The following is a 21338-nucleotide window of genomic DNA, read 5'->3' as shown; positions in this document are numbered from 1 at the left end:
ACGAGGGCCGCGGCAGACCTCGAACCGGTCCCGATCGTGAGGAGTTGCCGTGTTCCCCATCGCGGTGGTCGGCCTGTCCTGCCGGTTTCCCGGCGCCGCGGACCCGGCGGCGTTCTGGCGGGTGCTGGCCGGGGGGATCGACGTGCTCGGCGCGGCGCCGCCCGGGCGTCCGGCCACCGCGTCGCGCGCCGGCTACCTCGACGACGTCGCCGGCTTCGACGCGGCCCTGTTCGGCGTCTCCCCGCGGGAGGCCCGCGAGCTCGACCCGCAGCAGCGCCTGCTGCTGGAGCTGGGCTGGGAGGTGTTCGAAGACGCCGGGATCGCGCCGGACGCGGTGCGGGGGAGCGGCACGAGCGTGTTCGTCGGCGCCACCGCCGACGACTACGCGCTGCTCGCCGCCCGGCTCGGCGCCGAGGTCGGGCACCACCGGCTGACCGGCACGAGCCGCGCCCTGCTGGCCAACCGGCTGTCGCACTTCTTCGGGCTCGCCGGGCCGAGCCTGGCCGTGGACACCGGCCAGTCGTCCGCGCTGGTCGCCGTGCACCTGGCCGCCGAAAGCCTGCGCAGCGGAGAGTCCGCGCTGGCGATCGCGGGCGGGGTGCACTTGAATCTGGCCGACGAGTCCACCGAGGCGCTCACCCGCCTCGGCGCGCTGTCGCCGGACGGCCGGTGCCACACCTTCGACGCCCGCGCCAACGGCTTCGCCCGCGGTGAGGGCGGCGGTCTCGTGCTGCTCAAGCCACTCGCCCAGGCCGAAGCCGACGGGGACCGGATCTACGGCGTCCTGCGCGGCACCGCGGTCAACAACGACGGCCCGGCGCCCGGCCTGACCGCGCCGAGCCCGGCCGCTCAAGAGCGGGTGCTGCGGGACGCCTACCGGCGGGCGGAGGTGGCGCCCGCCGAGGTCGAGTACGTCGAGCTGCACGGCACGGGCACCGCCGCGGGCGACCCGGTGGAGGCCGCCGCACTCGGGGCCGCGCACGCCCCGCACCGCGGCACCGCACTGCTCGTCGGCTCGGTGAAGACGAACATCGGGCACCTGGAGGGCGCGGCCGGGATCGCGGGCCTGCTCAAGACGCTGCTGGCTCTGCACCACCGCAGCCTGCCCGCGAGCCTGAACTTCGAGCGCCCGAACCCGGCGATCCGGTTCGGCGACTGGCGGCTCCGGGTGGTCACGGAGACCACGCCGTGGCCGTCGCCCGGGTACGCCGGCGTCTCCTCGTTCGGCATCGGCGGCACCAACGCGCACGTCGTCGTCGCACCCGCACCGGACGCTCCCGCTCCGGAGCCCGAACCGGACGGACCGGCGGCGTGGGTGCTGTCCGCCCACACCGAACGCGCGCTGCTCGACCAGGCCGCCCGCCTGGCCGAACACCTGCACCAGCACCCCGGAACCGGCCGTCACGAAATCGCGGGCTCCTTGGTGTCCCGGGCCGCGCTGCCGCGGCGGGCCGTTGTCGTCGGCGACGACCGGGATGAACTGGTCACCGCGCTCGAAGATCTGGCCGCGGGACTTTCCGCGCCGACGATCGTCCGCGGCACCGCGCGCGAGCGCACGGGCGGGATCGTCTTCGTCTTCCCCGGTCAGGGCCCCCAGTGGCCGGGCATGGCGACGGAGCTGCTCGACACCTCGCCCGTGTTCGCCGACGAGCTGCGCCGCTGCGACGACGCCCTGCGCCCGTTGGTCGGGTGGTCGCTGCTCGACGTGCTTCGCGACGTCGAAGGCGCGCCGTCGATGGAGCTGACCGAGGTCAACCAGCCCGTGATGTGGGCGGTGATGGTGGCGCTGGCCGCGCTCTGGCGCTCGCGGGGGATCGAGCCCGCCGCGGTGGTCGGGCAGTCCCAGGGTGAGGTCGCGGCGGCCTGCGTCGCCGGGGCGCTGACGCTCGAAGACGGCGCGCGGCTGATCGAGGCCCGCTCCCGGATCACCGCGCGGGCGCTGACCGGCCGCGGCGGAATGGCCTGGCTCGGGCTCCCGGTCGACGAAGTCCGCGCGCGCCTCGAGCGCTGGGGCGGGCGGCTGTCGGTCGCGGTGATCTCCGGACCGGCGTCCGTCGTGGTCGCCGGGGACCTCGACGCGCTGGACGAACTCGTCGCGGTCAGCGAACCGGAAGCGCGGGCCCGCCGCATCATGGCGGACTACGCCTCGCACTCCGCCGCGGTCGAGCCGATCGAACACGAGCTGAAGACCGCCCTGGCCGAACTTCGCCCGATGTCCCCGGCGGTCCCGTTCTACTCGACGGTGACCGGTGACGAGCCGATCGGCCTGCTCGACGCTGAATACTGGTACCAGAACCTGCGGCAGCCGGTGGACCTGCGCGCCGCGGTCGGGACGCTGCTCGGCGCCGACCGCGACGTGTTCGTCGAAGTCAGCCCGCACCCGATGCTGCTGGCCGGGATCCGGGACTGCGCGCTGGAACAGGGCGGCACCGCAGTGACCGTGCCGACGCTACGCCGCGGCGAAGGCGGTCCGGACCGGCTGCTGCTCTCGCTGGGCGAGCTGTACGCGAACGGCGTTCCGGTGCCGTGGCCGGTCCACAGTGGACGGCGGTTGTCCCTGCCGCACTACGCTTTCCAACGGGAACGGCACTGGCTCGACGACAAAACCGTCGCGGAAACCCCGGTGACCACCGATCCGGCGGAGACGGCCCGGCGCGAGATCGCCGCGGTGCTGGGGGTGCGCGATCCCGCGCGGCTCGAGCTCGACGCGCCGTTCCGGGACCTCGGGTTCGACTCGTCGATGCTGGTGGAGCTGGCCGCGCGGCTCGACACCACCCTGGACCGGCGGCTGACCAGCACCACCCTGTACAACCACCCCACGCCCGCGCGGCTGATCGAGTACCTCGGCGCCGACGCACCGGCGGAAATCACGGCCGGACCCGCTTCCTTGGACGATGACCCGGTGGTGATCGTCGGCCTGGGGTGCCGGTTCCCCGGCGGGATCGACTCGCCGGAGTCGTTCTGGGCCGCGCTGGCCGGCGGCGCCGACCTCGTGACCGGCGCACCGGCGGACCGGGGCTGGCCGGACGCCGGGTTCCGCGGCGGGTTCCTGGCCGACGCCGGGGCGTTCGACGCGGGGTTCTTCGGCATCAGCCCGCGCGAGGCGCTGGCCATGGACCCGCAGCAGCGGCTGCTGCTGGAGACGTCGTGGGAGGCGCTCGAACGAGCCGGCGTCGATCCGGCCTCCCTGCGCGGCACCGAAACGGGTGTCTTCTTCGGCCTGATGCCGCCGGAGTACGGCGGCCGCATGCACGAAAGCGGCGAGGAGACCGGAGGCCACGTGCTGACCGGGGTCGCGCCGAGTGTGGCCTCCGGGCGGGTGGCCTACGTGCTGGGCACGGAGGGGCCCGCGGTCACCGTTGACACCGCGTGTTCCTCGTCGCTGGTCGCGCTGCACCTGGCCGCGCAGTCGCTGCGGTCCGGGGAGTGCACGCTGGCGCTCGCCGGTGGGGCCACGGTGATGGCCGGACCCGGCGTGTTCGTCGAGTTCGCGCGACAAGGCGGCCTCTCCGGTGACGGGCGCTGCCGTTCGTTCGCCGCGGACGCGGACGGCACCGGTTGGGCCGAAGGCGCCGGGGTCGTTGCGCTGCAACTGCTTTCGGCCGCGCGGGAAGCCGGCCGTCCGGTGCTGGCGGTGCTGCGCGGCAGCGCGGTCAACCAGGACGGGGCGTCCAACGGGCTGGCCGCGCCGAACGGCCTCGCGCAGGAGCGTGTCATTCGCCGAGCGTTGCGCGACGCCGGCCTGGAACCGTCCGAAGTGGACGCCGTGGAGGCGCACGGCACGGGAACCGTGCTGGGCGACCCGATCGAGGCCGAGGCCCTGCTGGCCACCTACGGGCAGCAACGCGAGACACCGCTGCGGCTCGGCTCGGTCAAGTCGAACCTCGGGCACGCGCAGGCGGCGGCGGGCGTCGCCGGGCTGATCAAGATGATCCTGGCCATGCGGCACCGGACCCTGCCGGCCACCCTGCACGCGGAAACCGCCTCGGACCGCGTCGACTGGACGGCCGGGCGGGTCCGGCTGCTCACCGCCGCCGAGCCCTGGGAGCCGGCCGACCGGCCGCTGCGGGCCGGGATCTCGTCGTTCGGCATCTCGGGCACCAACGCCCACGTGATCATCGAGTCGGCCGCGCCGGAACCCCCGCCCGCACCGGCCGAGCACGGCGTGCTGCCGCTGGTCGTGTCCGGCCGCACCCGCACCGCCGTCCGGGCGCAGGCGCTGCGGCTCGCGCCGGAGCTGGACGGTGATCTCGCGCCGGTGGCCTGGTCGTTGCTGACCACCCGGACGCTGCACCGGCACCGCACGGTGGTGCTCGCCGCGGACACCACCGAAGCGGCCACGGCGTTGCGCGATCCGGCCGCGCTCAGCGGAGAGGCGCTGACCGGGGCGAAGACCGTGTTCGTCTTCCCCGGCCAGGGCGCCCAGTGGGCAGGCATGGGCCGGGAGCTGTGGGACGCGGAGCCGGTGTTCGCGGCCCGGATGGCCGAGTGCGAGCGGGCGCTGGCGCCGTTCGTGGCCTGGTCCCTGCGGGACGTCGTCTTCGGGGGTGGTCTGGACCGGGTCGACGTGGTGCAGCCGGTGTCGTGGGCGGTGATGGTGTCGCTGGCGGCGTTGTGGGACGCCCACGGCGTGCGGCCGGACGCCGTGGTCGGGCATTCGCAAGGGGAGATCGCCGCGGCCTGCGTGGCCGGTGCGCTGTCGCTGGCGGACGCGGCCCGGGTGGTGGCCCGGCGCAGCCAGGTGATCGCCGCCGGGTTGGCCGGTCGTGGCGGGCTGCTGTCGGTGGCGGTCGCGCCGGACGACGTGCCGGAAGGCGCGGAGATCGCCGCCGTCAACGGACCGCGCGCACTCGTGCTCGCCGGGACACCCGCGCAGCTGGACGGCTGGGAGCGGGACTACCGCGAACGTGGAGTGCGGGTCCGGCGCGTCTCCGTGGACTACGCCTCGCACAGTTCCGAAGTGGACAGTGTCCGGGCGGAAGTGCTCGCCGCCACCGGAGTGACGGCCAGGACGCCCGCCGTGCCGTGGATGTCCACTGTGGATGCTGCGTGGGTCGAAGAGCCGGTGGCGGCGGACTACTGGTTCCGCAACCTCCGGAGCCGGGTGCGGTTCGCCGACGCCGTGACCGCGTTGGCCGATCAAGGGTTCGGCTTGTTCGTGGAAGTCAGTTCGCACCCGGTGCTCTCCGACGCCGTGGCCGACAACGTTGTCAGCGCGGCGGTGTGCGGAACCCTGCGCCGCGACGACGGCGGAAGCCGCCGCTTCCGCACTTCGCTCGCCGAGCACTTCGTCCGCGGCGGCCGGGTGGACTGGACGACCGTCGTCCCGGCCGCGCCGCCGGTGCCGCTGCCCACCTCGGTGTTCGAGCGCCGCCGCTACTGGCTCGGCCCGGACGGCGTGCCGCTCGGCTCGGCGCCGCTGGCCCGGCTCGCCGAGTTCGCCGGGTTCGACGACCGGGACCAGCTGCTCGAGCTGGTCCGCGCGCACGCCGCCGCGGTGCTGGGCGAGCCGGACGGCATCGGCGCGGACCGGGCGTTCCGTGATCTCGGGTTCGACTCGCTCACCTCGGTCGACCTGCGCGCCCGGCTGAGTGCCGCGACCGGCCTGGCCCTGCCGCCGGCCGTCGCCTTCGACTTCCCGACCCCCCGGCGGCTGGCCGAGCACCTGGGCGAGCGGCTGTCCGGCGGAGAACGGGCCACCGCGACCGCGCGGGCCGAGCGCGACGACGACCCGATCGCCGTGGTCGGCATGGGCGTCCGCCTGCCCGGCGGGATCACTTCGCCGGAGGACTTCTGGCGGCTGCTGGCCGACGGCGGCGACGCGGTGTCGGAGTTCCCGGCCGACCGCGGCTGGGACCTGGCCGCGCTCTACGACGCCGACCCCGACGCCACCGGCACCACCTACACCCGGCGCGGCGGGTTCCTGACCGACGCCGGCGCGTTCGACGCCGGGTTCTTCGGCATCAGCCCGCGCGAGGCGCTCGCGATGGACCCGCAGCAGCGGCTGGTGCTGGAGACGGCGTGGGAAGCGCTGGAGGACGCGGGGTTCGACCCGGCTTCGCTGCGCGACAGCGACACCGGCGTGTTCGTCGGCGCGACACCGCAGCCCTACGGACCCAGCGCGATGACGCCTGGCGACGCCGAAGGCTACCTGCTGACCGGCGGGCTGCCAGCGGTGATCTCGGGCCGCCTCGCCTACGTGCTGGGCACACAGGGCCCCGCGCTCACCGTCGACACGGCGTGCTCGTCGTCGCTGGTGGCCTTGCATCTGGCTGCTCAGTCATTGCGTTCCGGGGAGACGTCGCTGGCCGTCGTCGGCGGGGTAACGGTCATGGCCGGGCCCGAGGTCTTCGTCGAGTTCTCCCGGCAACGCGGCCTCGCGCCCGACGGCCGGTGCAAGTCGTTCAGCGCGGACGCCGACGGCACGGGGTGGTCCGAAGGCGCCGGAGTGCTGGTGCTGCAACGGCTTTTTGACGCGCATCGTGACGGCCGGGAGGTCCTGGCGGTGGTCCGGGGCAGCGCGGTGAACCAGGACGGCGCGTCGAACGGGCTGACCGCGCCGAACGGCCCGGCCCAGGAGAAGGTGATCCGCCGAGCGCTCGCCGACGCGGGACTGCAACCATCCGAAGTGGACGTCGTCGAGGCGCACGGCACCGGAACCGTGCTGGGTGACCCGATCGAGGCCCAGGCGCTGCTGGCGACCTACGGCCGCGAGCGGGACCGGCCGCTGCTCCTCGGCTCGGCCAAGTCGAACGTCGGGCACACCCAGGCCGCGGCCGGGGTCGTCGGCGTGATCAAGATGGTCCTGGCGATGCGGCACGGCGTGCTGCCGCGCACGCTGTACGCCGAGCGGCCGAGCGAGGTGGTCGACTGGACAGGCGGTTCGATCGAGCTACTGACCTCGGCGGTGCCCTGGGCGGCGGAGACCCGCCGGGCGGGCGTGTCGTCGTTCGGCGTCTCCGGGACGAACGCCCACGTCCTGCTCGAACAGCCGCCGCGGTGGACCGCCCCCACCGTGCCGAAACTGGACCTGGTGCCGGTCGTCGTCACCGGCCGGTCCGAGCGCGCGGTGCGGACGCAGGCCGCCGCGGTCGCCGGCCACCTGGCCGATCGGGGTGACCTGACCGCGACCGCGGGCGCGCTCGTCACCACGCGGAGCCGCTGGGAACACCGCGCGGTGGTGCTCGCCGCCGACGTGCCCGAGGCGATCGCGGGCCTGCGCGACTTCGAGCGCGCGAACGTGATCACCGGCCGGGCCGGTGACGGCGGCATCGGGTTCGTCTTCCCCGGCCAGGGCACCCAGCGGGCCGGGATGGGCCGGGAGCTGTACGACCGGTTCCCGGTGTACGCCGAGGCGTTCGACGAGGTCTGCGCCGAGCTGGACCGGCACATGGACTTCTCCGTGCGCGAAGCCGTCTTCGACGGCGACCGGCTCGACGGGACGCTGGGTGCGCAAGCCGGGCTCTTCGCCGTCGAGGTGGCGATGGCCGCACTGGTGGCCTCCTGGGGCATCCGGCCGCGGGCGCTCGCCGGGCACTCGCTGGGGGAGCTCACCGCGGCGTTCGTGGCCGGGGTGTGGTCGCTGCCCGACGCGGCCCGGCTGGTCGCCGCGCGTGGTGCGCTCATGCAGGCGTTGCCCGCCGGCGGTGCGATGGTTTCCGTGCCGGTGCCCGAAAGCGCAGTTCCCGACCTGGCCGGGGTGTCCGTCGCCGCGGTCAACGACGCCGCTTCCGTGGTGCTGTCCGGTCCGGAGGAGGCCGTGACCCGGGCCGTCGAGCAGCTCGGCGTCGAAGGACGGCGGCTGCGCGTCGGCCACGCCTTCCACTCCGAGCTGATGGAACCGATGCTCGCCGAGTTCCGCGAGGTCGCCGCGTCGCTCACCTACCGCGCTCCCGGCGTCGCCGTGGTGTCCACGGTGACCGGTGAGCGGCTGACCGACGAGCAGGCGTGCACCCCGGACTACTGGGTCGAGCAGGTGCGGCGCACCGTGCGGTTCGCCGACGCGATGACGACCATGACCGGTGCCCCCGCGAGCCCGGTCACGACCGTGCTGGAACTCGGGCCCGGCGGCGCCCTGTCCGGGGTGCTGGCGGACGTCGTCGCCGTGCCGCTGACCCGCCGTGGGCGGCCCGAGGTGGCGAGCGCGCTGACCGCCGCCGCGACCGCGTTCGCGCGCGGGCACCACGTCGACTGGACCGCCGTCCTTCCGCGCACGCTCGTCCCGGTGCCGAAGACGGTGTTCGACCGGCAGCACTACTGGCTGACCGACGGCCGCGTCCGGCCGGAACCGCCGCTACACGCGGTGCGGTGGGAACCCGGCCACCCGGGTGCCGCCGTCGACGGCCGACCCGCCGTTTCGGAGCGGGAGATCTGGCGCGCGCCGGCCGGTGACCTCCGCGCGGTGCTGACCGAGGTGCTGGGCACCGTCCGGCGGTTCCTCGCCGACGCGCACGGCGGGCGGCTGGTCGTCGTGACCGAGCACGCCGACGTCGACCCGGTCGCCGCGGCGGTGGGAGGCCTGGTCCGCAGCGCGCAGACCGAGCATCCGGGCCGGTTCGTGCTCGCCGACCTGGACCCCGGCACCGAGGCCGACGTCCTCCGGCGGGCGCTGGGCGGGGGCGCCGAGCAGCTCCGGATCCGCGGCGGCGAGGTGCTGGTGCCCCACCTGCGGGAGGTCGCCGCGACCGGCGGCACGCCGTGGCGGCGCGACAGCACGGTGCTGATCACCGGAGGCACCGGCACCCTCGGCTCGCTGGTCGCCCGGCACCTGGTCACGACCCACGGCGTCGGCCACGTCGTCCTGGCGTCCCGGCGTGGTGAGGACGCCTCGCTGCGCACCGAGCTGGAGGCGGCCGGGGCTACGGTGACGATGGTGTCCTGCGACGTCGCCGACCGCGAGCAGGTGCGGGCGCTGCTCGCGAAAGTGCCCGTCACCGCCGTCGTGCACGCCGCCGGCGTCACCGACGACGGCACGATCACCGCCCTGGACGACGACGCCTTCGACACCGTGCTCCGGCCCAAGGCCGACGCGGCCGCGCACCTCGACGAGCTGGCCGGCGACCTCGACGCGTTCGTGCTGTTCTCCTCCGCGGCCGGTGTCCTCGGCTCGGCCGGGCAGGCCAACTACGCCGCCGCGAACGCCTACCTCGACGCACTCGCCGCGCGCCGCCGGGCGACGGGCCGCCACGCCGTGTCGCTGGCCTGGGGGCAATGGGCGCCCGAGAGCGCCATGACCGGACGCCTCGACGCCGCCGACACCGGGCGGCTGGAACGCGCGGGCGTGGGCAAGCTGTCGGCCGCGGAAGGGCTGCGGCTGCTCGATCTCGCGGTGACGTCGGAGCACGCCGCCCTGGTCGCCGTGAAGCCGTCGGGGAACGGCCTGCCCGCGCTGGGCGCGCCGGAGGAGGAGCGTCCCGACGTCCCGCGTGACCTGCCTTCTCTGCGGCGCGCGGTATGCGAGGCGGCGGCCGCGGTGCTCGCGACCCCGGCCGTCGACGAGACCCGGGCGTTCCGCGACGCCGGGTTCGACTCGCTCACCGCCATCGAACTGCGCAACCGCCTCGCCGCCCGGACCGGGCTGACGCTGCCCGCGACCCTGGTGTTCGACTACCCGAACCCGGTGCTGCTGGCCGAGTTCCTGCACACCCGGCTCACCGGCGCGGCCGAGGTCGCCGCGGTGCAAACGTCCACAGTGGACGACGACCCGGTGGTGATCGTCGGCCTGGCGGTCCGGCTGCCGGGCGGGGTGGCGACACCGGAGGACTACTGGACGCTGCTGGCCGACGGCGTCGACGCGGTGTCGGAGTTCCCGGCCGACCGCGGCTGGGACCTGGACCGGCTGTTCGGCGTGGACGGCTGCACCCCGCGCCACGGCGGGTTCCTGCACGACGCGGCGTGGTTCGACGCCGAGCTGTTCGGCATCTCGCCCCGCGAGGCGGTGTCGATGGACCCGCAGCAGCGGCTGGTGCTGGAAACCGCGTGGGAAGCGCTGGAACGGTCCGGAGTGGACCCGACGAGCCTGCGCACGAAGGACGTCGGCGTGTTCCTCGGCGCCGCCACGCAGGCCTACGGGACCACGGCGGAGTCCGACGGCTACCAGCTGCTCGGCACCGCGTCGAGTGTCCTTTCCGGACGGTTGTCGTACGTGCTGGGCACCCATGGCCCGGCGGTCACCGTGGACACGGCGTGCTCGTCGTCGCTGGTGGCGCTGCACCTGGCGGCGCAGTCGCTGCGGTCGGGCGAATGCTCGATGGCCGTGGCCGGGGGTGTCACGGTGATGGCGGCGCCGGACGTCTTCGTGGAGTTCTCCCGCCAGCGCGGGCTGTCCCCGGACGGCCGGTGCAAGGCGTTCGCCGAATCGGCCGACGGCACCGCGTGGGCCGAAGGCGTGGGAGTACTGGTGCTGCAACGGCTTTCCGACGCCCAACGCGAAGGCCGGGAGATCCTGGCGGTGGTGCGGGGGAGCGCGGTGAACCAGGACGGCGCGTCGAACGGGCTGACCGCGCCGAACGGCCCGGCGCAGGAGAAGGTGATCCGGCAGGCGCTGGCCAACGCCGGACTGGCACCGTCCGAAGTGGACGTCGTCGAGGCGCACGGCACCGGCACCGCGCTGGGCGACCCGATCGAGGCCCAAGCGCTGCTGAACACCTACGGCCGCGAGCGGGACCGGCCGCTGTGGCTCGGTTCGGTGAAGTCGAACGTCGGGCACACCCAGGCGGCCGCCGGCGTGGCCGGGGTGATCAAGATGATCCTGTCCCTGCGGCACGGCGTGCTGCCCCGCACCCTGCACGTCGACCGGCCCAGCGGGAAGGTCGACTGGGCGGACGGATCGGTGGAACTGCTCACCTCGGCGGTGCCCTGGACCGGCGAGCACCGGCGAGCCGGGGTGTCGTCCTTCGGAGTCTCCGGCACCAACGCGCACGTCATCATCGAGGAGCCGCCGGTGCGCGAGCAGCCGGAGCCCGTCGCAGTCCCGGCGCTGGTCGTTTCGGCCCGCAGCGCGGCGGCACTGCGCGAGCAGGCGGCCGGGATCGCCCGACTGGACGACCCCGAGGCGGCCGCGTTCAGCCTGGCCGCCGGACGGCCTTCGTGGCCGCACCGGGCCGTCGCGCTGTCCGAGGAAGCACTGCACGACTTCGTCGCGGGACGCCCGACCGCCGACGTGCTCACCGGCGTCGCGGCCGGTGCTCGCCGGCCGGTGCTGGTCTTCCCGGGGCAGGGCGCGCAATGGGTGGGCATGGGCCGGGAGCTGTGGGAGTCCGAGCCGGTGTTCGCCGCGCGGATGGCCGAGTGCGAGCAGGCGCTGTCGTCCGTTGTGGACTGGTCGCTGCGGGACGTCGTGTTCGGTGGTGCCCTGGATCGGGTCGACGTGGTGCAGCCGGTGTCGTGGGCGGTGATGGTGTCGCTGGCCGCGTTGTGGCGCTCGTGCGGGATCACGCCGGATGCGGTCGTCGGGCATTCGCAGGGGGAGATCGCGGCGGCGTGCGTGGCCGGTGCGCTGTCGCTGGAGGATGCGGCGCGGGTGGTGGCCGTGCGCAGTCAGGTGATCGCCGCCGGGCTGGCCGGGCACGGGGCCATGCTGTCGGTGGCGGTCGCCCCGGGCGACGTGCCGGAGGGGGTGGAGATCGCGGCCGTGAACGGGCCGCGATCCGTGGTGCTGGCGGGCGCCTCCGCGGTCCTCGACGAGGTCGAGCGGCGGTACCGCGAAGACGGTGTCCGGGTGCGGCGGATCGACGTCGACTACGCCTCGCATACCGCTCAGGTGGACACAGTGGCGGACGAGATCTTGGCCCGGCTCGGCGAGGTGAAGGCCACGGTCCCCGAGATCCCGTGGATGTCCACTGTGGACGTCCAGTGGGTCGGGGAGGTGAACACCGCTTACTGGGTGCGGAACCTGCGGGAACCGGTCCGGTTCTCGGCGGCCGTCACCGAACTGGGCGCCCAGGGGTTCGACCTGTTCGTCGAAGCGAGTTCGCACCCGGTGCTGACCGCCGCGGTGCTGGAGACCGTGCCGGACGCGGTCGCCGTCGGATCGCTGCGCCGGGAGGACGGCGGCCCCGGCCGGTTCGTCCGGTCCCTGGCCGAGGTCTTCGTGCACGGCGGGCCCGTCGACTGGCGCCGCGTGGTGCCCGAAGCGCCGCTGGTCGACGTCCCGACGACGGCGTTCGAGCGGGAACGCTACTGGCGGACCGCGGCCAAGGCCGCGACAGATGTGACGGGTGCCGGGCTCGAACCGGTGCCGCATCCCGTGCTGGGCGCGTTCGCCGAGCACCCCGAGACCGGCGGCGGCGCGCTCACCGGGCGGCTGTCCCTCGAAGCGCAGCCGTGGCTGGCCGACCACGCGATCGGCGGGGCGGTCGTGGTGCCCGGGGCGGCGTGGGCAGAACTGGCACTGCAGGGCGGCCGGGTCACCGGGTGCCCGGTGCTCGAGGAACTGGTGGTCGAGTCGCCGCTCGTGCTGGACGCGGCCGCGGTGCCGGTGCAGGTCGTGATCGGCGCGGAGGAGGACGGCCGACGTCCGGTGAGCGTGCACGCGAAGCACGCGGACGGCCGCTGGACCCGGCACGCCGCCGGCACGCTCACCGCGTCCGGCGTCACCGGCGAGACGTTCGCGTGGCCACCGCCGGACGCCGAACCGGTGGACGACCTCGACGCGACGCTCGCCGGTCTCGGCTACGAGTACGGACCGGCGTTCCAGGGGGTGCGTTCGCTCTTGCGCCGCGGGGACGAGTTGTTCGCCGAGGTCGCGTTGCCCATCGACATCGACGCGACCGGCTTCGCGATCCACCCCGCGCTGCTCGACGCCACCCTGCACCCGGCCGCGCTGGGCACCGCCCGGGAGGACGGCCGGATCGAGCTGCCCTTCGCCTGGCAGGGGCTCAGCCTGCACGGCGCCGGTCGGGAGCTGCGCGTGCGGATCCGCCGCGGCGAGGTCACGGCCGTCGACTTCGAGGGAAGCCCGGTGTTCACGCTGGCCGAGCTGACCAGCCGGCCGGTCGAGGTCGGGAACCTGCGGTCGGTGGAGCTGTTCCGGCTCGACTGGGTACCGCTTGCGCTGTCTCCGAGCGAAGCCGGTGACTGGCGGGTCTACCACGTCGATCCCGGACCGGGTGCCGACGCCGTCCGGGCGCGGCACGCGGTGACCGGCGCACTTCGAGCCGTGCAAGAGCTTCTGTCCGACAGCGAAGACACGCGGCTGGTGGTCGTCACCCGCGAGGCGCTGACCGACCCGGCCGAAGCGGCGGTGTGGGGGCTCGTCCGCGCCGCCCAGGTCGAGCACCCGGGACGGCTGGTCCTGCTGGACGGACCGGGGGCGGACCCCGCCGCCATCGCCGCGGCCGCGCACGCCCAGGGGGAGAACCAGGTCGGCGTCCGGATTGGACAGTTCTTCGCGCCCCGGCTGGCCCCGGCCGGGGCGCGCGGGAACAGCCTGCTTGGCGCGGGCACGAAGGTGCTGATCACCGGCGGCACCGGGACCCTCGGCACGCTCGTCGCCGAGCACCTCGCCGCCGAACACGGCGTGCGCGACATCGTGCTGGCCTCGCGCAGCGGCACGAGTGACCGCTTCGAAACCCGCACCTGCGACGTCTCCGACCGCGATCAAGTTCGCGCGTTGCTCGCCGAAACCACGCCGGACGTCGTCGTCCACGCCGCCGGAGTGCTCGCCGACGGGCTCGTCACCGCGCTGGACCCGGCCGCGGTGGACCGGGTGTTCGAGCCGAAGGTCGACGCTTTCACACACCTCGACGAGCTGACCCGGGACTCGGGCACGGCGTTGATCGTCTTCTCGTCGGCCGCCGGGGTGCTCGGCAACGCCGGGCAGGCGAACTACGCCGCCGCGAGCGCGTTCCTCGACGCGGCGATCACCCGGCGGCGGGCCGCGGGCGGGGCCGGGATGTCCCTGGCCTGGGGCCTGTGGGAACAGTCCAGCGCGATGACCGGGCACCTCACCGGCGCCCAGCGGGAACGCATGGTGCGGGCCGGGGTCGCGCCGATCGGGAACGCGCTCGGCATGCGGATGTTCGACGCCGCACTGCGGCTGGACGCCCCGGTCGTGGTGCCGGTGCTCCCGGACCGGGTGGCGTTGCGCTCCGGTGCGCTTTCTCCGCTGTGGCGTGGTCTCGTGCCCGACCGGCACGAAACCGTTTCGCCGGAAACGGATCTGCTCGACCGGCTGTCCGAACTGGACGAACCGCGGCAGCGGGCGGCGGTGACCGACCTGGTCCGGCGCGAAGCCGCGGTGGTGCTCGGCCGGGCGCGTCCGATCGAGGCGGGCACCGCGTTCCGGGAGCTGGGGTTCGACTCGCTGACCTCGGTCGAGCTGCGCAACCGGCTCGGCGCCGCGACCGGGGCCAGGCTGCCGGTGACCGCGGTGTTCGACCACCCGAACGCGGCCGCGCTCGGCGACCGGCTGCAGGCTGAGCTGTTCGGTGCGCCGGTGACCGAAGAACCGGTCGTGGACGAAGCGGCGGCACTCGCCGACATGGACGCGGAAGCCCTGATCCGCCGTGCGTTGGGAGACCTGTGATGGATGCCGCGGCGCAGAACGAACGGCTCGTGGCGGCCCTGCGCGCCTCGTTGCAGGAGAACGAACGGCTGAAGAAGGCAGCCGACGGCGCCGGCGAGCCGATCGCGATCGTCGGCATGGGCCTGCGCCTGCCCGGCGGGGTGTCGACGCCGGAGGCGTTCTGGGACCTGCTGGCCGAAGGACGGGAGACGGTGTCGGACTTCCCGGTCGACCGCGGCTGGGACCTGGACCGCCTGTTCGGCGACGGGACCGGCACCTCTCTGACCCGGCGCGGCAGCTTCCTCCACGACGCGGGTGACTTCGACGCGGGCTTCTTCGGCATCAGCCCGCGTGAGGCGCTGGCGATGGATCCGCAGCAGCGGCTGCTGCTGGAAACGTCGTGGGAGGCGCTGGAACGGGCGGGCATCGACCCGACGGCTTTGTGCGGCAAGGAAATCGGCGTCTTCACCGGGCTGATGTACCACGACTACGCCGGAGGTCCGCAGCCCGCCGAGCTCGAAGGCTTCCTCGGCACGGGCAGCGCGGGCAGCGTCGCCAGCGGCCGCGTGTCCTACCTGCTGGGCCTGCACGGCCCGGCGGTCACCCTCGACACGGCCTGTTCCTCGTCGCTGGTGGCGCTCCACCTCGGCGCGCAGGCCCTGCGGTCGGGGGAGTGCTCGCTCGTGCTGGCGGGCGGCGCGACCGTGCTCGCCACCCCGGACGTGTTCGTGGAGTTCTCCCGCCAGCAAGGGCTTTCCGCGGACGGCCGGTGCAAGTCGTTCGCGCAGGCCGCCGACGGCACCGGCTGGTCGGAGGGCGTGGGGGTCGTCGTACTGCAACGGCTCTCCGACGCCCGGCGCGATGGCCGGGAGATCCTGGCCGTGCTGCGCGGGAGCGCGGTGAACCAGGACGGCGCGTCGAACGGCCTGACCGCGCCGAACGGGCCCGCTCAGGAGCGGGTCATCCGCCGGGCGCTGCGCAACGCCGGGCTCGAACCGTCCGAAGTGGACGCGGTCGAGGCGCACGGCACCGGCACCGTCCTGGGGGACCCGATCGAGGCCACGGCGCTGCTCGCCGCCTACGGCCAGGAGCGTGACCGGCCGTTGTGGCTCGGCTCGGTGAAGTCCAACCTCGGCCACACGCAGGCCGCGGCCGGGGTCGTCGGCGTGATCAAGATGGTGCTGGCCATGCGGCACGGCGTGCTGCCGCGCACCCTGCACGTCGACCGGCCCAGCGACCGGGTCGACTGGACGAGCGGCGCGATCGAGCTGCTGACCTCGGCGACGCCGTGGGCGACGCCGGTCCGGCGGGCCGGGGTGTCCTCGTTCGGGGTGTCCGGCACCAACGCGCACGTGATCCTCGAACAGGCCCCGGCCGCCGAGCGCCCGGAACCGCCCACTCCGGCCGGACCCGTGCCGCTCGTCGTGTCGGCGCGCACCGCCGGAGGCCTGGCCGCGCAGGCCGCGCGCCTGGCCGACTTCCTCGACGAAGAACAGCCCGGCCTGACCGGCGTCGCGCGCTCGCTGCTGTCCACCCGGACGCTGTGGGAGCACCGGGCCGTCGTCTTCGCGCAGTCCACTTCGGACGCCGTCGCCGAGCTGCGGACGGTCGAAGGAGCCCGTGCCGGGGACGGGAAGACCGTGCTGGTCTTCCCCGGCCAGGGTGCCCAGTGGGTGGGCATGGGCCGCGAGCTGTGGGAGTCCGAGCCGGTGTTCTCGGCGCGGATGGACGAGTGCGCGCAAGCGCTTGCGCCCCTGGTGGACTGGTCATTGCGAGACGTCGTCTTCGGTGGCGAACTCGACCGCGTCGACGTGGTGCAGCCGGTGTCGTGGGCGGTGATGGTGTCGCTGGCGGCGCTGTGGGAGTCGTACGGGCTCCACGCCGACGCGGTGACCGGCCATTCGCAGGGCGAGATCGCCGCGGCCTGCGTCGCAGGTGTGCTGTCGCTGGCGGACGCGGCGAAGGTGGTCGCGTTGCGCAGCCAGGTGATCGCCACCGGGCTGGCCGGGCGCGGCGGGATGCTGTCGGTCTCGGCGTCACCCGGCGAGCTGCCCGAGGGCGTGGAGATCGCGGCGGTCAACGGACCGCGGTCGGTCGTCCTCGCCGGGGCGCCGGCCGCGCTCGACGCCCTGGAAGCGCGGTACGCGGCCGAGGGTGTCCGGACCCGCCGGGTGGCGGTGGACTACGCCTCGCACACCAGCCAGGTTGACGCCGTGGCCGGCGAGATCTCCGCCGCGCTGGCCGGAGTCACCGCCCGCCGCCCGAAGATCCCGTGGCTCTCCACAGTGGACAACCAGTGGGTGCGCGACCTCGAGCCCGGCTACTGGGCGCGGAACCTGCGTTCGCGCGTCCGCTTCGCCGACGCGGTCCGGACGCTCGCCGACGACGGGTTCTCCCTGTTCCTCGAATGCGGCACGCACCCCGTGCTGGCCTCGGCGATCAGCGAAACCCTCGACGACGCCGGGCACCACGACGCCGCCGTGCTCGGCTCGCTCCGCCGGGACGACGGGGGCCCGCGGCGGTTCCGGCGGTCACTCACGGAGGTCTTCGAGCACGGCGGGCGAGTCGACTGGACCGTCCTGATCCCGGAGGCGGCCACCGTGCCGGTGCCGACCACGGTGTTCGAGCACCGGCGCTACTGGTTGCCGCCGGGTCGTGCCGCGGGGCGGGAGACGAGCCCGTGGCGGTACGAGATCACCTGGGAGGGCCTGGTTCCCGGCCCGCGGACAGGCGGCTGCTGGCTCGTCGTGGGCGAGCCCGGGGCCGCCGACGCCCTGGCCGCCGCCGGGCTCGACGCCGTCACCGAGGGGTCGGCCGACGGTGTGCTGGTCGTCTCGAACGACCCCTTCTTCGTGCTGACCGCGGTGCAGGACGCGCTGCGCTCGGGCTCCGGCCCGATCTGGGTGGTGACCCGGGGTGCCGTGGCCACCGGCCCGTCCGACAGGATGACCGAACCGGCCGCGGCCGCCGTGTGGGGGCTCGGCCGCGTGGTCGCGCTGGAGCACCCGGACCGGTGGGGCGGCCTGGTCGACCTGCCGCCCGAAACGCCGGTGGGCGCGGTTCTCGGTGTGCTCGGCGGCGACGAGGACCAGGTGGCGGTCCGCGCCACCGGGGCCTTCGGCCGGCGGCTGGTTCCGTCGACCGCCGTCGACGACGGTCCTGGCTGGACCCCGCGCGGCACCGTGCTGGTCACCGGCGGCACCGGCGCGCTCGGTCTGCGGGTGGCGCGCTGGGCGCTGGACCGCGGCGCCGACCGCGCGGTGCTGCTGAGCCGCAGTGGTGGGACCAGCGACGATCCGCGGCTGCTCCCGGTGGCCTGCGACGTCGCCGATCGGGCCGCGGTCGCCGCGGTGGTCGAGCAGTACCCGCCGGACGCCGTGGTGCACGCCGCGGGCGTGGCCGGGGACCTGGTCCCGGTCCTCGACCACGACCGGGAGTCGTTCGCCGAGGTGCTGGCGGGCAAGGCCGTCGGCGCGGCCGTGCTGGACGCGGTGCTGGGCGACCGGTCCCTGGACGCGTTCGTGCTGTTCTCCTCCATCGCCGGGACCTGGGGATCGGCCCGGCAGGCCGCCTACTCGGCCGCCAACGCCCAGCTCGACGCCCTCGCCGAGAACCGGCGCGCCCGCGGGCTCACCGCGACGTCGATCGCCTGGGGCGCCTGGGCCGACGGCGGCATGGCGACGACTGGTGACGCCGCCGAGCAGCTGCGGCGCCGGGCGATCCTGCCCATGGCGCCGGAGCGGGCGCTCGCCGAACTCGACGCCGTGCTGCGCAGCGGGCGCGCCACCGCCGTCGTCACGAACATGGACTGGCCGCGCTTCACGGAGATGTTCGCCGCCGCCAGGCCGAGCCCGCTGCTGAACCGGTGGGCCGCCGCGCCGGTGGACGCGGCGCCCGCCACCGAGCTCGAGCGCACGCTGACCGGGCTGGACCCCGTGCGGCAGCGCGAACTGCTGGTCGAGCTGGTGCGCCGGGAGGCGGCGGCCGTGCTCGGCCTGGACTCGCCCGAAGACATCGCCCCGCGCCGGGCGTTCCGCGACGCCGGGTTCGACTCGCTGACCTCGGTCGAGCTGCGCACCCGGATCGCCGCCACGACCGGCGTCACGCTGCCGGTCACCATCGCCTTCGACCACCCCGACGCCGCCGCGCTCGCCGAAGCGCTGCGCACTCGCCTGACCTCGGCGGAAATCCCGCCGGAGGAGACGCGGCCCGCACCGGCCGACGACGACCCGATCGTCATCGTCGGGCTCGGCGTGCGCCTGCCGGGCGGCATCACCAGCGCCGAGCGGTACTGGGAGCTGCTGGCCGATGGCCGTGAAGCGATCACGGAGTTCCCGGACGACCGCGGCTGGGACCTGGAATCCCTGTTCGCCCCCGGATCGGCGGGCACCTCCGCCACCCGGCACGGCGGGTTCCTGGCCGACGCCGGGGCGTTCGACGCCGGGTTCTTCGGCATCAGCCCACGCGAGGCGCTGGCGATGGATCCCCAACAGCGGCTTCTGCTGGAAACCTCGTGGGAAGCCCTGGAAGACGCCGGGATCGACCCGGTGACGACGCGCGACAGCGACTTGGGCGTGTTCGTCGGGGCTTCGGCCCAGCGGTACGGGGCCGGTGCGGCCGAGGCCGAGGGCTATCTGCTGACGGGCACCGCCTCCAGCGTGCTGTCCGGGCGGCTGTCCTATGTGCTTGGTGCCCAGGGCCCGGCCGTCACCGTCGACACCGCCTGCTCGTCCTCGCTGGTGGCATTGCACCTGGCAGTGCAGGCGCTGCGGGCGGGGGAGTGTGCGATGGCTCTTGTCGCGGGGGCGGCCGTGCTGACCACTCCGGACGTCTTCGTGGAGTTCTCCCGGCAGCGCGGGCTGTCCCCGGACGGCCGATGCCGGTCGTTCGCCGACGAGGCCGACGGGACCGGTTGGGCCGAGGGTGTCGGCGTGCTCGTGGTGCAGCGGCGGTCCGAGGCCGTGCGCGCGGGCCGTGCAGTGCTGGCGATCGTGCGCGGCTCGGCGGTCAACCAGGACGGTGCCTCCAACGGCCTCACCGCGCCCAACGGCGTGGCGCAGCAGCGCGTGATCCGGCAGGCACTGGCGAACGCCGGACTGCAACCGTCCGAAGTGGACGCCGTGGAAGCGCACGGCACCGGGACCGTGCTCGGCGATCCGATCGAAGCGACGGCACTGCTGGCGGCCTACGGCCAGGACCGCGCGCGGCCGCTGCTGCTGGGCTCGGTGAAGTCCAACCTCGGGCACACCCAGGCCGCGGCCGGGGTCGCCGGGGTGATCAAGGTGATCCTCGCGATGCGGCACGGCGTGCTGCCCCGCACCCTGCACGCCGAACACCCGAGCGGCAAGGTGGACTGGACCGCCGGCGCGGTCGAGCTGCTGACCGATCCGGTGCCGTGGACGGGCCCGGCCCGGCGGGCGGGGGTGTCCTCGTTCGGCGTCTCCGGCACGAACGCGCACGTGATCCTCGAAGCCGTCGACACCGCCGAGCCGCAGCCCGAACCCGATGCGCTGGTCCCGCTCGTGCTCTCGGCTCGCAGCGAGGAAGCGTTGGTGGACCAGGCTTCCCGCCTTTCCGGCCACCTCGCCGGGGCGCCGCTGGTCGCCACCGCGCGGTCCTTGGCTGCCACGCGATCGGTGTGGGAACACCGCTTGGCCGTCGTCGCCGATCGTCCTGATGAGGCCGTTGCCGCGCTGGTTGGTGCCCGCGGACGCAAGGCCGGCGACGGGGCCGTGGCGTTCGCCTTCGCCGGGCAGGGCTCGCAGCGGCCGAGGATGGGCCGCGAGCTCCACGAGACGTTCCCGGTGTTCCGGGACGCGTTCGACGCGGCGTGCGCCGAACTGGATCGCCACCTGGACTTTTCGGTGCGCGAGATCGTGCTCGGCGGCGAGGACCTCGACGCTACCGTTCGCGCGCAACCCGCCCTGTTCGCCGTTGAGCTCGCGATGTTCGAGCTGGTCACGTCCTGGGGCCTGCGGCCGCGAGCGGTGGTCGGCCACTCGATCGGCGAGGTCGCCGCCGCGTGCGCCGCGGGCGTCCTCACGCTGCCCGACGCGGCGGTGCTGGTCGCCGCGCGCGCCCGGCTGATGCAGGCCCTGCCTGCCGGTGAGGGCGTCATGGCTTCCGTTCCGGTGGACGAAGAAGCGGTCCGCGGATTCGACGAGGTGTCGGTGGCCGCGGTGAACGGCCCGGAGTCCCTTGTGCTCTCCGGAACGCGGGACGCCGTGACGGACGCCGTGCGCGTGCTCGGCGTGGAAGCCAAGTACCTCGACGTCAGCCACGCGTTCCACTCCGCGCTGATGGAGCCGATGCTGGCCGAGTTCGCCACGGTCACCGCCGGGCTCACCTACCACCCCGCCCGGTTCCCGGTGATTTCCGGAATGACCGGGGGACCGCTGCCGGAGACCGCGCGGTACTGGGTGGACCAGGTGCGCGAGCCCGTCCGGTTCGCCGACGCCGTCGGCGCGCTGGACGCCGGCACGGTCCTCGAACTCGGCCCCGGCGGGGTGCTGACCGGGCTGCTGGGCCCCCTCGGCGTCGCCGGCGTGGCGCTGACGCGGCGGAACCGGCCGGAAGTGCGCACCGCGCTCACCGCACTGGGCGAGCTGTTCACCCGCGGCGCCGACGTCGACTGGAGCGCCGTCATCCCGCCCGGACCCCTGGTCCCGGTGCCGAAGACCGCGTTCCGGCACCGGCACTACTGGGTCGGCGCCGAGCCGCGGTCCACTGTGGACCCGTGGCGGTATGGGCGCACCCGGCCGCACCCGCCGGACCGCCCCCGCCCCCCCAACAAGCGCTTGCTCTTCCTCTGCTCCGACGACCCCGCGATCGA

The 21338-nt window shown here is 74.6% G+C and carries 2 protein-coding genes; both read left to right on the top strand.

Annotated features, from left to right (window positions below):
- Positions 1 to 49 precede the first annotated feature (49 nt).
- Complete coding sequence (locus ACZ63E_RS26255; RefSeq protein ID WP_465338761.1) at positions 50 to 14527, top strand: SDR family NAD(P)-dependent oxidoreductase; 14478 nt, start codon at positions 50 to 52, stop codon at positions 14525 to 14527.
- A 29-nt stretch (positions 14528 to 14556) separates the two neighbouring features.
- The coding region (locus ACZ63E_RS26250; RefSeq protein WP_465339094.1) for a type I polyketide synthase at positions 14557 to 21338 on the top strand (6782 nt) is incomplete at its 3' end.

The sequence above is a fragment of the Amycolatopsis sp. NPDC104819 genome (assembly GCF_055583145.1).
Note: the sequence above shows the minus strand (reverse complement) of the source record. Positions and strands in the feature narration are given on the sequence as shown.